This is a genomic window from Mycolicibacterium rutilum (assembly GCF_900108565.1).
GTDB lineage: Bacteria > Actinomycetota > Actinomycetes > Mycobacteriales > Mycobacteriaceae > Mycobacterium > Mycobacterium rutilum.
Genome location: NZ_LT629971.1, coordinates 2,361,668 through 2,375,477, shown reverse-complemented (window position 1 = coordinate 2,375,477; position 13,810 = coordinate 2,361,668). Strand labels below are relative to the sequence as shown.

Here is a 13,810-nt window from a genome sequence, read left to right as displayed (position 1 = left end):
CCGACTGTGGGCTTATGTCACGCTGGGGGCGCCGAACGCGTGCGGGTAACCCACGTTCGGCGCCAAGAGGGAGCTAGCTAGCGCTTGTCGGAGTCGACGTAGTCGCGCTCGGTGTAGCCGGTGTACACCTGCCGCGGGCGGCCGATCTTGCCGCCGCCCTCGTCGTGCATCTCACGCCAGTGCGCGATCCAGCCGGGCAGCCGGCCCAGCGCGAACAGCACGGTGAACATCCGCGTCGGGAAGCCCATCGCGCGGTAGATCACGCCGGTGTAGAAGTCGACGTTCGGGTAGAGCTTGCGCTCGATGAAGAAGTCGTCGGTCAGCGCGGCTTCCTCGAGGGTGCGTGCGATGTCCAGCATCTCGTCGTCGCCGCCGAGCTTGCCGAGGATCTTGTCGGCCTGCTCCTTGACGATGCGGGCGCGCGGGTCGTAGTTCTTGTAGACCCGGTGCCCGAAGCCCATGAGCTTGACGCCGTCTTCGCGGTTCTTGACCTTCTTGATGAACTCGTGCACATCGAAGTCGGCCTGCCGGATCTTCTCCAGCATCTCGAGCACCGCCTGGTTGGCGCCGCCGTGCAGCGGGCCCCACAGCGCGTTGATGCCACCGGAGATCGACGTGAACAGGTTGGCCTGCGACGAGCCGACCAGCCGCACCGTCGACGTCGAGCAGTTCTGCTCGTGGTCGGCGTGCAGGATGAACAGCATGTCGAGGGCGCGGACGATCTCGGGGTCGACCTCGTAGGGCTCGGCCGGGAAACCGAACGTCATCCGCAGGAAGTTCTCGACGAGGGTCAGCGAGTTGTCCGGGTACAGGAACGGCTGGCCCGCCGACTTCTTGTAGGCGTAGGCCGCGATGGTCGGCAGCTTGGCCAACAGGCGGATCGTCGAGAGCTCGACCTGGTTGTCGTCGAACGGATCCAGCGAATCCTCGTAGTAGGTCGACAGCGCGTTGACCGCGCTGGACAGCACCGGCATCGGGTGCGCGTTGCGCGGGAAGCCGTCGAAGAACCGCTTGAGGTCCTCGTGCAGCAGCGTGTGCCGCTGGATCTGGGTGGTGAACTTCTCCAGCTGCTCCTTGGTGGGCAGCTCACCGTAGATGAGCAGGTAGCTCACCTCGATGAAGTTCGACTTCTCGGCGAGCTGCTCGATCGGGTAGCCGCGGTAGCGCAGGATGCCGGCGTCGCCGTCGATGTAGGTGATCGAGCTCTTCGTCGACGCGGTGTTGACGAAGCCCTCGTCGTAGGTCGTGTAGCCGGACTTGGCAAGCAGCGAGCCCAGCGCGATGCTGTCGGAGCCTTCAGAGGCGGAGACGATGTCCAGGTCGAGCGTGCCACCGGGGTACGAGAGGGTGGCTTGCCCTTCCCCACTCTTCGCGTTATCGGCCACGAGGTTCCCTTCGTCGCTGCTGGGAGTCGAACATTGCACTACAGAAGGTAGTCCCATTCCGGCGAGCGTGCCCCGCCGGGGGCGGTCAGTCGGTCACACGACCTGCCGCAGGTCCGCTGTCAGGGCGGTGAAGTCGGCGAACGTGATCTGCAGCCGGGCGGCGAAGTCGTCGATCGAGGCGGCCGACCAGTCGTCGATGACGCTGGCGGCGTCGCTCAACGACGTCATGATCAGCGCGCTCCACATCGCGGAGGCCAGTTGCAGCCGCCGGTCGTCGAGGCCCACCCCCATGCGTCGGCTCATCTCCCGGTCGATGGCGTCGGCGCGGTACTCCACCGAGACCTGCCGCAGCGTCGGCGACGACAGCAGGATCTTGACGATGCACAGCACCCGGTCGGCGGTGAGCTCACCTGCCGGGGCGCGCTTGGCGGTCTCGGCCATCGCCAGGAACGAACGGACCACGGCTTCGATGGCGTTGAGTTCGATTGGCTGACGCACCAGTTCGGCGGCGGCACGATCGAGGATCTCGTCGACCAGCGCCAGCGCGATGGACTCCTTGGTCGGGAAGTACCGGCTGAAGGTGCGCGGCGAGACGTCGGCGATCGCGGCGATCTGCTCGACGGTGGTGTTGTCGAAACCCTGCCGGTTGCACAGCTCGACGGCCGCGTCGATCAGGGTGGCCCGCGTACGTTGCTTCTTGCGCTCGCGGAGACCGAGACTCGGCGCCCCCCGTACATCAACCACGAGGGGGATGCTATCCGCGAATCTTGAGAAACAGCTTAGAAACTGTCGCGCCCCGACAGTTGTCCACCGTCAGACTTTGTCGCCTTCGGCCACCCGGTAGCGAATGAACGCGGGCGCGGCCAGCACCGCCAACACGACCACGATCACCACCAGCGCGCCGCCACCGGCCGCGGCCACCGTGGTCCCGACCATCGCCGCCGCCCCACCGTGCGCGGCGTCGGCGAGGCGGGGGCCGCCGGCAACGACCACGGTGAACACGCCCTGCAGGCGGCCACGCACCTCGTCGGAGGCGGCCTGCTGCAGGATCGTCGACCGGAACGCCGCCGAGACCATGTCCGCGGCGCCGCCGATCGCCAGGAACGCGAACGCGATCCACAGCAGCGCGCCCGCGTGCCCACCGGCCATCCCGCCGGCCACACCGAAGCCGATCATCGCCGCGCCCCACACCACGATCGCGACCACCACCGCCAGGCCCCGGCGCCTGATCCGCGGCAGCCACCCGGAGAACACCCCGCCGGCCACAGCACCCACCGACATCGCCGCCGCCAGCAACGCCATCGTGGTGCCGCCCTCGATCGGACCGCCGAACGACTCGTGCGCCATCTGCGGGAACAGCGCCCGCGGCATCCCGAAGATCATCGCGATCAGGTCGACGACGAACGACATCAGCACGACCTGATTGCCTGCCAGGTACCGGAACCCGTCGAGCACGGCACCGAACCCGAAGCCCGCCGAACCCTGCCCGTTGCGCATCGGCGCGAGCCGGACCGTCGCCCAGATCGCCGCCAGGCAGGTGACCGCGTCGATGGCGTACAGCGTCGACAGGTCCACCCAGCGCAGCATCACGCCGGCCAGCAGCGGGCCGACGATCGCGCCGAACTGCATGACCGTCATGTTCAGCGAGTTGGCCGCGGGCAGCTGCTCGCCGGGCAGCATGCGCGGGATGGCCGCCGAGCGGGTGGGCGAGTTCACCGCGTAGAAACCCTGCTGCACCGCGAGCAGACACAGCACCACCCACACGTTGTTCAGCGCCAGCGCCGCCTGCAGCCACAGCAGCACCGACGCCAGCGCCAGTCCGACCGACGTGATGACCAGCAGCACCCGGCGGTCCATCGCGTCGGCCCAGGCGCCGCCCCACAGCCCGAACACCACCAGCGGCACCAGCGCGAACAGGCCGGAGAGCCCGACATAGGCGGAGCTCTGCGTGAGCGCGTACAGCTGCACGGGCACCGCGAAGATCGTCAGGTTCGCGCCGATGACCGTGACGATTCCGGCCAGCCACAGCCGCCGGAAGTCCGGTGTCTGCAGCGGTGTGGTGTCGGCGAAGAGCTTCCGCACGCGTTACGGCTGGAGCCGCTCGACGCTGGGCCGCTCACCGAGTGTCAATCGAATCCTGTTGTGCACCCGGTTCTCTCGGCCCTGCCAGAATTCGACGACCTCGGCGGCGATGTGGTAGCCGCCCCAGTTCGGCGGCACCGGCACGGCGTCGTGATCGGCGAACCGCTGCGTCACCTCGTCGAGCTGGCCGAGCAGCGCGGCGCGCGACGCGATCGGCGCCGACTGGTGCGACGCCCACGCCCCCAGCTGCGAGCCGCGTGGGCGCTTGGACCAGTACTCGGCGGTCTCCTCGGCCGAGACCTTGCTCACCGCGCCGCGGACGTGGACCTGGCGGCCGACCTGATACCAGGGGAACGTGGCCGACGCGTACGGCGTCGCCGCCAGCTGCTCGCCCTTGGCGGAGTCGTAGTTGGTGTAGAAGGTGATGCCGGTGTCGTCCACGCTCTTGCACAACACCGATCGGGTGACCGGCCTTCCCTGCGCGTCGACCGTGCCGATCACCATCGCGTTGGGTTCGGCGACCCCGGCGCGCTCGGCGTCTGCTAACCACTTGCGCAGCAACTCAACCCAGCCGGTTGCCGGGTCGGCCCCCAGCCAGTCGGCGTCCAGGTCGGGGCTGCCGTCCTTCTCCACCGAACCGTATTCCACGCGCATCCTCGCCAAGTGCTCGTCGCCTACCGCCGCCACGCGCCAACGCTACGCCCGACGGTCCGCAGGCGCCGGGGGGGTGCGAGAATCTGGCCATGAGTGCGGTGCCCGAAGACTTCGTACCCGGCCTCGAGGGCGTGGTGGCCTTCACCTCCGAGATCGCCGAACCCGACAAGGACGGCGGGGCGCTGCGGTACCGCGGCGTCGACATCGAGGACCTGGTCAGCCGGCGGGTGACGTTCGGCGACGTGTGGGCGCTGCTGGTCGACGGGAAATTCGGCAACGGCCTGCCGCCCGCCGAACCGTTCCCGCTGCCGATCCACAGCGGCGACGTCCGCGTCGACGTGCAGGCGGGGCTGGCGATGCTGGCGCCGATCTGGGGGTATCCGCCGCTGCTCGACATCGACGACGGCACGGCGCGCGACCAGTTGGCGCGGGCGTCGGTGATGGCGCTGTCGTACGTCGCGCAGTCCGCCCGCGGGATCTACCAGCCCGCCGTCCCGCAGCGCACCATCGACGAATGTGCCACTGTCACCGAACGATTCATGACGCGCTGGCAGGGCGACCCGGACCCCCGGCACATCGAGGCCATCGACGCCTACTGGGTCAGCGCCGCCGAGCACGGGATGAACGCGTCGACGTTCACCGCGCGGGTGATCGCCTCGACCGGAGCCGACGTGGCGGCCGCGCTGTCCGGAGCGATCGGCGCGATGAGCGGTCCGCTGCACGGCGGCGCGCCGGCGCGGGTGATCCCGATGATCGAGGAAGCCGAGAACACCGGCGACGCCCGTGCGGTGGTCAAGGGCATCCTCGACCGCAAGGAGAAGCTGATGGGCTTCGGGCACCGCGTCTACCGCGCGGAGGACCCACGGGCCCGGGTGCTGCGCGCGACGGCCGAACGCCTGCAGGCGCCGCGCTACGAGGTGGCCGCCGCGCTGGAACAGGCCGCGCTCGCCGAACTGCACGAGCGGCGCCCTGACCGGGCCATCGAGACCAACGTCGAGTTCTGGGCGGCCGTAATCCTCGACTTCGCGCAGGTGCCGACGAAGATGATGCCCGCGATGTTCACCTGTGGGCGCACGGCGGGTTGGTGCGCGCACATCCTCGAGCAGAAACGGCTCGGCAAGCTGGTGCGGCCGTCGGCGATCTACGTCGGGCCCGCCCCGCGCAGTCCCGAGTCGGTCGAGGGATGGGACCAAGTCGTCCGGTCATGACGCCGACGACGTTCGCCGCCGCGGCAGGTGCTTTCGCGGAGCTGGTGCACCGGATCCCCGCCGATGCGTGGGAGCGACCGGGGCTGGGCGAGTGGGACGTGCGGGCCCTGGTGGGGCACACCTCGCGCTCGTTGACGACGGTGATCACCTACCTGGACACCACCGCCGAACGTGAGGACGTCACCAGCCCGCAGGAGTACTACGCGCGGGTGAACCCGACCGCGCTGGGCATGGCCGCGGCGGACGTGGCCGAACGCGGCAGGCAGGCCGGTCGCGATCTCGGTGCGCATCCGGCCGCCGCGGTGGACGCGCTGGCGGCGCAGGCGCTGGCCCGGCTGGAGGGCGCAGGAGATCCGCTGATCCAGGTGCTCGGCGGGCTCGGCATCCGATTGTCGAACTATCTGCCCACCCGGGTGTTCGAGTTGGTGGTGCACAGCCTGGATATCGGCCGCGCGCTGGACATTTCGGTCAACCTGCCGACCTCGGCGACCGAGGAGGCGCTGGTGTTGGCGGCGCGCATCGCTGCCGACGGGCGCGGCCCCGAGGTGCTGCTGGCGTTGACCGGGCGCGAGCCGCTGCCGCCGTCGTTCTCGATCGTCTGAACGCGCCCGCCTGTCGGTGGGTGGTGGTTGCATGGCGGTGCGCGATGAGATCCGCCGGCTTCGCGGGTCTGTACGCGTGACCCCCAACCCGATATGTGAGGAGTTCGCAATGGCCATCGAGTTCGAACCGGCAGTGTCGCCCATGCTCACGGTCAGCGACGGCGCTGCCGCCATCGACTTCTACGTCAAGGCGTTCGACGCTGAGGAACTCGGCCGCGTGCCCGGGCCGGACGGGAAGAAACTCTTCCACGCCGCGCTGCGGTTGAACGGCGCGCTGGTGATGCTCAACGACGATTTCCCGGAGATGAACGACGGCAAATCGGTCGTGCCGGAGGCGCTGGGCGGCTCACCGGTCACCATCCATCTCACGGTCGACGACGTGGACGCCAAGTTCCAGAAGGCCGTCGACGCCGGCGCGACGGTCGTCATGCCGCTGCAGGACATGTTCTGGGGTGACCGCTACGGCGAGCTCCGTGACCCGTTCGGCCATCTGTGGTCGATGGGGCAGCCGATCCGCGAGGTCAGCCAGGAGGAGATCGACCAGGCCGTCAAGCAGCACCAGTAGCCGGCTCAGGTGCTCGACGCGGCGACGTACTGCGCAAGCACCCACAGCGGCAACGAGTTCGACCCTGCGATCGCACTGAGGGTGTCGATGCTGGCCGGCTTCGGCGTGCGCTCGAGTTCGGGCGTCGCCGGGTCGGAGCCGTACAGCCCGAACTGCAGGTGGTAGCCCTCGGACCACTCCAGGTTGTCGACGAACGACCAGTAGGTGTAGCCGCGGATGTCGGCGCCGTGGGCGACCAGGTCCTGCACGACGGCGATGTGGTTGGCGATGTAGGACGGCCGCTTGGTGTCCTCGTCGTCGGCGATGCCGTTCTCGGTGACCCACAACGGTTTCCCGTAGGACCCCGCGACCTCGAGGACCTCGCGGAACCCGCCGGGATCGATCGGTTGGTTGAAGTCGCTACACGTCGGCGAGCTGGCCTGGCAGCGCACCGGCAGCCCGCGCAGGAACGGCAGCCCGGGGATGGGTGCGACGCCGAAGCCCTGCATCGGCTGCGACCCGTAGTACTGCACGCCCATGAAGTCGACCTTGTCGACGAACTCGGGGTGGATCTCGTCCGCGGTCTTGACGCCGTCGAGGTTGGCGTCGACCCAGCCGTCGATGACGGCATTGGGGAACCAGCGGTTGAACATCTGGTTCCAGGCGTCGGCGGCCTGCGCGTCGAGCGGATTCACCGGATTCGCCGGCCGCGCAGGCACCATGTTGTTGGTGAACCCGACGAAGGCCGTGCTGTCCCAGGCGTGGATCGCGTCGTAGGCGGCGACGTGCGCCTTGGCCTGGTTGACCAGGAACGTCGACGCCAGGTCGGGGCGGATCAGCCCCGGCGGCCAGGCCGGCACCAGCCCGGGCAGCGCGAAGAACTGCGTCAGCACCGGCGGGACCGGTTCGTTGAGGGTCGCCCAGTTGTCCACCTCATCGCCGTACTTCCACGCGAGGTAGGCGGCGTACTTCTCGAATTCGGTTGCGGTGGTGGGTGACAGCCACCCGGCAGCGGGTGCCGGCAGGCCGAACTGGGCCAGCAGCCGCGTCGAGCCCGGGTCGTGGATCCAGGCCGGCAGCGTGAAGTGGGTGACCGTGACCATCGGTTCGAGGCCGTGCGCGCGCAACGCCGTGAGCACGTCACGGTAGTGCTGCACCTCGTCCTGGTTGGCCAGCGCGTCGAGTGCCTGCAGGTCGGCCAGGCTGATGGTGCCACCTTCGTCGGAGATGTCCACTCCGGCAGTGCTTTCCGAGAAGATGCGGCTCCATTCGATGCCGATCCGGAACGTGTTCATCTTCAGCTCGTCGCGGGCCAGCGCCGCGTCCTCGGCGTAGCGGACGTAGGCGCCGGGCCCGTTCTCCGGGACACCTTTGGTCAGCCCGAGCAGCTGGTTGAGCGGATCGTGCACCCACTTGTACCAGTCGGAGTTCGGGTCGACGGGTGAGCCGGGACCGCCCTCGGCCTGGAAGCCCGAATGCGCTACACCCCAATGGAAGTCGTCCGGAAAGGACAGGTCGACGCCGTCGACGGCGGTCACGTCGACGCGGATGGTGCGCGCGACCCGGTGACCGCCACCGGGGTTGATCAGGTTGCCGATGATCGGGACGAACTGCAGCAGTCCGAGCGGACCGTTGAGGTGGAATCCGGCGGCCTCGTCGTCGACGACGACCACGAATTCGTCGTACCCGCCGACCGCGGCCATCGCGTTCATCGGCCGGTAGGTGAACGTGCCGTCGTCGGCGACCTCGACCACGCCGCCGTAGAGCGGCCTGCCGATCACGGTGTAGGTCAACGGGTCTCCGTCGACATCGTCGGCGCCGATGCTGCCGGTGATCACGACGTCGCCGTTCTCGTCGACGCCCTGGCTGTTGAGGACGGGGTTGTAGGCGATGGTCGGCGAGGAGTTGAAGAACTCACGACGCACCCACGCCAGCAGTGTCCACAGTGTGGGTGGGCCGCTGGGCGGGGCCGGCAGGCCGGCGGCGAACGGGCTCAGCACCGCGTTGACGACGCTGGTCACCAGGTCGACGACGTAGTTGACCGCGGTCGCGGGATCGAACGCCGTCGGCCACGGCCGCAGGGACGGCACCGTCGGCGGAACGATCACCGTCGTGACCGTCTGCGCGGTGCTCATCGTGAGTTCCTGCGCGACAGGGACATCGGCTTCGGGGATGTCAACCGGTGGCGGGTCGTCGTCGTCCGCCTGCACGCGCAGTTGCGTCGCCTCGATCCGGGTCTGCGGGGCGTCGACCGGTTCGTCGGCGGGTGGGGCGTCGGGTTCGGATCCGGTGGCGACGGGGTCGGCGGGCTCGGGCTCGGGCTCCTCCTCGAGTTCGGGCTCCTCCTCCTCCTCCTCGGGCTCGGGCTCGGCGTCCTCGGGCTCGTCGGGCTCGGGCTCGTCCGGCTCGGGCTCGGTCTTTGGCTGCGTGTCCGATGCGTCAGTGTCGGTGTCCGACGTGTCGGAGGTCGACGACCCGCCCGTCGCACCGTCCGGGGTGTCGGCCCACGCCGGGCCGCACCCGTATCCGGTGATCACCGCGGCCCCGATTCCGAGAGCGACGGCGAGCCTGCCCACCCGACCTACACACGCAGCGGCCTTCACGCCATTGGTCTACTACGGTTGCCCCGCGTGCCGGAGCGGTTTGCGCGACTTCGCCCGTTCGCGTTACCGCCGCAGCCCGGCCAGCAGCCGCCGCGCGATCGGCGGCGCGGGGGCGTTTGCCGCCGCGGCGAGCATGTCGGTGACGGCGGTGAACTTGGCGCGGGGCCGCCCGTCTCCGCCGCGCGCGATCTCGGCGGCGTCGATGGCCTTCCATCCGGCGGCGTCCACCAGGTCGGGCTGCCTGCGGCGGACCAGCCGGTCCAGCGCCGACGGCCGGACCGGGTCGCGCAGGACACCGCTGTTGTAGTCGTCGACCAGGTTGCGCACCGTCTGCGCGGCGCACGACTTGTTCGTCCCGATGAAACCGGTGGGTCCGCGCTTGATCCAGCCGGCGACGTAGCTGCCGGGCACCGGCCGCCCCGAGGCCGGCTCGATCACCCGGCCGCCGTCGTTGGGCACCACGCCCGCGGACTCGTCGAACGGAAGACCGCGCACGGCCCGCCCGCGGTAGCCGATCGACGTCAGCACCATTCCCGCGTCGACGCGGCGCACGTCGTCGCCGGCGGCGAACTCGACTGCCTCGACGCGCGACTGTCCGAGTATCCGGGCCGGGGTCAGCCCGTAGGCGAGCCGGATCCGCGGTCGCGTGACGGGTGCGGACGCGTCGCCGAGCTTGCTGAGGATCTCCAACTTGTTGCGCGTCAACGGATCGCCGGCGACCGCGAGGTCGCGCAGCACGGCGTCGTGGTCGGCCGCCGACAACACCACCTCGGTCGTGGCCGTCAGGCCGATGAGCTCGGGCAGCGTGAAGGCCGACTGGGCCGGTCCGCGTCGCGCGGCGACGACGACCTCGGTCACCTTGGAGCCACGCAGTGCGGCCAGCGCATGGTCGGCGATGTCGGTGCGGGCGAGCACGTCGGGGTCGGTGGTCAGAATGCGCGCGACGTCGAGTGCGACGTTGCCGTTACCGACGACCACCACCCGCTCGTGGCTCAGATCGATTGGCAGCGAGGCGAATTCGGGGTGGCCGTTGTACCAGGCGACGAACTCGGTCGCGGTGCCGGTGCCGGGTAGGCCCATGCCGTCGATCTCGAGGCGGCGGTCGTTGGGCGCGCCGACGGCGTAGAGCACGGCGTGGTGGTGTTCGAGCAACTCGTCGTGGGTGAGGTCCGCGCCGATCTCGACGTTGAGGTAGAACCGGAAACCGGCGCGGTCGGCGATCTTGTCGAACAGCGTCGTCACCCGTTTGGTGCTCTGGTGATCCGGCGCGACGCCGGCGCGCACCAGGCCGTAGGGGGTGGGCAGCTGCTCGAAGACGTTGACGCGCACGCCTTCCTGCGTGAGCAGTTCGTCGGCGGCATACATCGCCGCCGGGCCCGACCCGACGATCGCCACGGTCAGCGGTCCGGTCGGGCGCGGATGCACCATCGGCGCCTCGATGACCGGCGCCAGCTTCGACGTCGGCGGCAGCTTGCCCTCGGGTTCGGGGTAGAACGCGGCGTTCAGCGCGACGAACGGCAACTGCTCGGTCGACAGCTTGCTGTCGTGTGCGATCGCTCCGACCGGGCACGCCGACACGCACGCGCCGCAGTCCACGCACGCGGCCGGGTCGATGTAGAGCATCTCGGCCGTCGCGAAGCCGGGCTCGTCGGGTGTCGGGTGGATGCAGTTCACCGGACAGGCGTAGACACAGGACCCGTCGCTGCAACACGACTGGGTGATCACATGCGGCACGGGCGCCTCCTAGGCGGCGACCACGTGCTGGCGGGCCGGCTCGCTGCGGTAGCGGCTGGGCCGGCCGTCGATCTTGCACAGCCGCCAGACGAGCCGCGCGAACGGGTTCATCAACCCGGTCTCGTGGCACAGCATCCGGACGTCACCGAACATGTCGCGCAGGAACTGTCGCGACTCGGGCGCACGGAAGAACAGGTCCTTCTTCACCGAGCGCGGGATGTCGAACTCGCGCCAGAACGACTTGGGCGGCACGATGATCGCCTGACACAGCACGCGCATGATGATCGGCACGTTCCAGGACAGCCAGAACCGCTGCATGCGGGACAGGTGCGGCAACCGCTTACGCAGATATTCGTGCGCGAACGAGATGTGCCGCGCCTCCTCGGCGACGTGGATCGCCATCACCCGCTCCATGATCGGATGCAGCGCCTTGCCTTCGCGCAGCACCATCTTCTGGGTGTGGTCGATGGGCTCCTCGCCGGCCAGCACGCCGAAGAAGAACGGAATCGGCAGCGGCCCGGCCACCAGCGGGATGAACGGCGAGAGCCACCGCAGCATCCGCGGCATGCCGGGGACGTCGGCGCCGATGCGGTTGACCATCTCCTGGAACATCATCGTGTGGTTGCACTCTTCGACCGACTCGTGCATGCAGTAGCGGTACTCGGGTGAGCCGTTGGGCACCCAGAACGCGTAGTTGGTCAGGCCGCGGATCAGGATGATCTCGAACTGCAGGCCCACCTTGGCGACGTTGGCCTGGCGCCACATGCCGATCTGGATCTGCCGCTCCCGGGGCTGTGCCTGATACCAGGGATGGCGGCCGATCGGGTCGGTGCCCGGCAGGATCCAGCGCTCGTCGTCGTCGATGACCGCGAACTCCGGTGAGTCCCAATCGATATCGGTGTACGGATTGAAGTTCCGTCGCACCGACCCCTCGGACAACGTGGTGAGCGTGTGGGTGTACTGGGCGTCGTCGCTGACATCCATGTTGCGGCGCCAACGCCTGACCATGCGAGTCCGGGCCATTCCGACCCCTCCTTCGAGGTTTACAAGTCCGCCTGCGTTGTCCAACACGGTACCGCAGGTATCGCATACCGGGAATAGCGTCTACCCGGATGTGGCGCACGGGGCTGCTCAGCGGGCGTTGTGATTCGGATCACAACGGATGGTGCGCTACTGGCGGCCGAATTCGCCGACCGCGGCGGCCCGGGCGCCGTTGCGCACGACCGCGACGCCGGCCTCGGTCATCGAGCAGTCGACGATCACGGCGCGGTGGCCGGGACTGTTCATCCACCAGTTGACGGCGGCGGCCGGGACGGCACCGACACCGGTGCTCCAGAAGATGATCTCGCCGAAGTCGCTGTAGCTCGTGTAGCCGGCGTCGACGATCCGCTGGCCGACCGACGAACCGTCCGAGCCCACGTGGCTGACCACACCGTTGGCGAGCATGTCGTTGGCCTGGCGGGCGGCAGCGGCGGTCAGCTGCGGGTTCGCGGCGACCGGGCCGCACCCGTTAGCCGCGCGAGTGGCGTTGATCTGGTTCAGCAGGGCGCCGTCGTCGGCACCGTCAGCGTGCGCGGTGAGCGCCGGGGCGAATACCGTCGTCGCCGCTGCACACGCAGCGACCAGCATCAGAGGTGTTCTGCGACTGTTCACTTGGTCCCCCAAATGGGCTCGAACTGCAGCCCCGACAGATCACAGTATGGCCACAGCGGCGTCTCGATACAGCCCGTTTACCCACTTTGCCCGAAGATCTATGCCGACAACCCGGCGGCGAACCGGACCGTGCGCTCACTACTGTTGACCGCATGTCCGATCTGACGATCCCCGAGGACCTCAAACCGCGCGACGGCCGCTTCGGCTGCGGGCCCTCCAAGGTCCGGCCCGAACAGCTCGCCGGGCTCGCCGCGGCGAGCGACCTGTTCGGCACCTCGCACCGGCAGGCGCCGGTGAAGAACCTCGTCGGGCGGGTGCGCGACGGGCTGCGCCAGCTGTTCAGCCTGCCCGACGACTACGAGGTCATCCTCGGTAACGGCGGCACCACCGCGTTCTGGGACGCCGCCGCGTTCGGGCTGATCGACAAGCGTTCGCTGCATCTGACCTACGGGGAGTTCAGCAGCAAGTTCGCCTCCGCGGTGGCCAAGAACCCGTTCGTCGGCGACCCGGTGGTGATCAAGGCCGATCCCGGCAGCGCGCCCGCACCGCAGTCGGACCCGTCGGTCGACCTGATCGGCTGGGCGCACAACGAGACCTCGACCGGCGTGGCGGTACCGGTGCAGCGGCCAGACGGATCCGGGGACGCGCTGGTCGCGATCGACGCCACCTCGGCGGCCGGCGGGCTGCCCGTCGACATCCGCGAATCCGACGTCTACTACTTCGCGCCGCAGAAGAACTTCGCCAGCGACGGCGGGCTGTGGGTGGCGCTGATGTCGCCGGCGGCGCTCGCGCGGGTGGAGGCCATCGCGGCCGGTGGCCGCTGGGTGCCGGAGTTCCTGTCGTTGCCGATCGCGATCGACAACAGCGTCAAGAACCAGACCTACAACACCCCGGCGATCGGCACGCTGTTGCTGTTCGCCGAGCAGCTGGACTGGATGCTCGGCAACGGCGGGCTGGACTGGGCGGTCAAGCGCACCGGCGACTCGTCGCAGCGGCTCTACGGTTGGGCCGAGGGCGCGCAGTTCGCGACGCCGTTCGTCACCGATCCGGCGCTGCGCTCGCAGGTCGTCGGCACGGTGGACTTCTCCGACGACGTCGACGCTGCGGCCGTCGCCAAGATCCTGCGCAGCAACGGCATCGTCGACACCGAGCCGTACCGCAAGCTCGGCCGCAACCAGCTGCGCGTCGGGATGTTCCCGGCCGTCGACCCCGACGACGTCAGCGCGCTGACCGCGTGCATCGACTTTGTCGTCGAGCGGCTCTGAACAACAGCGTGTCGTACCAGGTAACAGGCGGATAACGCAGTAGTGTCCGATTGATCGGGCTTGGCGCTAGCCCGGAGGAG

At 69.1% G+C, this 13,810-nt stretch carries 12 protein-coding genes; 4 read left to right on the top strand and 8 right to left on the bottom strand.

Features of this window, described 5'->3' with window-relative positions; translation table 11 throughout:
- Positions 1 to 77: 77 nt before the first annotated feature.
- The 4 genes from BLW81_RS11665 to pdxH form a co-directional block, all read right to left on the bottom strand.
- Positions 78 to 1,385: a citrate synthase gene (locus tag BLW81_RS11665; RefSeq protein ID WP_083407313.1), complete on the bottom strand. Its 1,308-nt coding sequence runs from the start codon at positions 1,383 to 1,385 to the stop codon at positions 78 to 80.
- Between the two features lie 93 nt (positions 1,386 to 1,478).
- On the bottom strand, positions 1,479 to 2,129 hold the full coding sequence (locus BLW81_RS11660; protein WP_083407312.1) for a TetR/AcrR family transcriptional regulator: 651 nt from the start codon (positions 2,127 to 2,129) through the stop codon (positions 1,479 to 1,481).
- A 69-nt stretch (positions 2,130 to 2,198) separates the two neighbouring features.
- The gene (locus tag BLW81_RS11655) at positions 2,199 to 3,467 is read right to left on the bottom strand and encodes an MFS transporter (protein ID WP_083407311.1); all 1,269 of its coding nucleotides are present in this window, start codon (positions 3,465 to 3,467) and stop codon (positions 2,199 to 2,201) included.
- A gap of 3 nt (positions 3,468 to 3,470) precedes the next feature.
- Positions 3,471 to 4,154 carry a pyridoxamine 5'-phosphate oxidase gene (pdxH, locus tag BLW81_RS11650; protein WP_407662326.1) on the bottom strand — a complete coding sequence of 228 codons (684 nt, stop codon included), beginning with the start codon at positions 4,152 to 4,154 and terminating at the stop codon, positions 3,471 to 3,473.
- Between the two features lie 56 nt (positions 4,155 to 4,210).
- Between pdxH and BLW81_RS11645 the strand changes: the two genes are divergently transcribed.
- The 3 genes from BLW81_RS11645 (at position 4,211) to BLW81_RS11635 (ending at position 6,496) form a co-directional block, all read left to right on the top strand.
- Positions 4,211 to 5,329, top strand: coding sequence for a citrate synthase 2 (locus BLW81_RS11645; RefSeq protein ID WP_083407309.1), 1,119 nt, complete (start codon positions 4,211 to 4,213; stop codon positions 5,327 to 5,329).
- Positions 5,326 to 5,931: a maleylpyruvate isomerase family mycothiol-dependent enzyme gene (locus tag BLW81_RS11640; protein ID WP_083407308.1), complete on the top strand. Its 606-nt coding sequence runs from the start codon at positions 5,326 to 5,328 to the stop codon at positions 5,929 to 5,931. Before BLW81_RS11645 ends, BLW81_RS11640 begins: the two co-directional genes overlap by 4 nt.
- A gap of 109 nt (positions 5,932 to 6,040) precedes the next feature.
- Positions 6,041 to 6,496 (top strand): VOC family protein, encoded by a 456-nt coding sequence (locus BLW81_RS11635; RefSeq protein WP_083407307.1) that lies wholly within the window; start codon positions 6,041 to 6,043, stop codon positions 6,494 to 6,496.
- Positions 6,497 to 6,501: 5 nt separating this feature from the next.
- Here the strand turns inward: BLW81_RS11635 and BLW81_RS11630 are convergent, their stop codons facing one another.
- From BLW81_RS11630 to BLW81_RS11615, 4 genes are all read right to left on the bottom strand, one after another.
- On the bottom strand, positions 6,502 to 9,078 hold the full coding sequence (locus tag BLW81_RS11630) for a family 1 glycosylhydrolase (protein WP_173839606.1): 2,577 nt from the start codon (positions 9,076 to 9,078) through the stop codon (positions 6,502 to 6,504).
- Between the two features lie 63 nt (positions 9,079 to 9,141).
- Complete coding sequence (locus BLW81_RS11625) at positions 9,142 to 10,812, bottom strand: FAD-dependent oxidoreductase (RefSeq protein ID WP_083407305.1); 1,671 nt, start codon at positions 10,810 to 10,812, stop codon at positions 9,142 to 9,144.
- A 9-nt stretch (positions 10,813 to 10,821) separates the two neighbouring features.
- Positions 10,822 to 11,835 carry an AurF N-oxygenase family protein gene (locus BLW81_RS11620; protein ID WP_083407304.1) on the bottom strand — a complete coding sequence of 338 codons (1,014 nt, stop codon included), beginning with the start codon at positions 11,833 to 11,835 and terminating at the stop codon, positions 10,822 to 10,824.
- 147 nt (positions 11,836 to 11,982) lie between these two features.
- Positions 11,983 to 12,441 carry a CAP domain-containing protein gene (locus BLW81_RS11615; protein ID WP_083407303.1) on the bottom strand — a complete coding sequence of 153 codons (459 nt, stop codon included), beginning with the start codon at positions 12,439 to 12,441 and terminating at the stop codon, positions 11,983 to 11,985.
- 176 nt (positions 12,442 to 12,617) lie between these two features.
- On the opposite strand from BLW81_RS11615, the gene serC reads away from it, so the two are divergent.
- The gene (gene serC, locus BLW81_RS11610) at positions 12,618 to 13,730 is read left to right on the top strand and encodes a phosphoserine transaminase (protein WP_083407302.1); all 1,113 of its coding nucleotides are present in this window, start codon (positions 12,618 to 12,620) and stop codon (positions 13,728 to 13,730) included.
- Positions 13,731 to 13,810 lie beyond the last annotated feature (80 nt).

Bases quoted from the DNA above. Each gene is read 5' to 3' on its own strand.
- BLW81_RS11645 (WP_083407309.1), top strand. From the start codon at position 4,211: ATGAGTGCGGTGCCCGAAGACTTCGTACCCGGCCTCGAGGGCGTGGTG.
- BLW81_RS11640 (WP_083407308.1), top strand. From the start codon at position 5,326: ATGACGCCGACGACGTTCGCCGCCGCGGCAGGTGCTTTCGCGGAGCTG.
- BLW81_RS11635 (WP_083407307.1), top strand. From the start codon at position 6,041: ATGGCCATCGAGTTCGAACCGGCAGTGTCGCCCATGCTCACGGTCAGC.
- BLW81_RS11620 (WP_083407304.1), bottom strand. From the start codon at position 11,835: ATGGCCCGGACTCGCATGGTCAGGCGTTGGCGCCGCAACATGGATGTC.
- BLW81_RS11615 (WP_083407303.1), bottom strand. From the start codon at position 12,441: ATGCTGGTCGCTGCGTGTGCAGCGGCGACGACGGTATTCGCCCCGGCG.
- serC (WP_083407302.1), top strand. From the start codon at position 12,618: ATGTCCGATCTGACGATCCCCGAGGACCTCAAACCGCGCGACGGCCGC.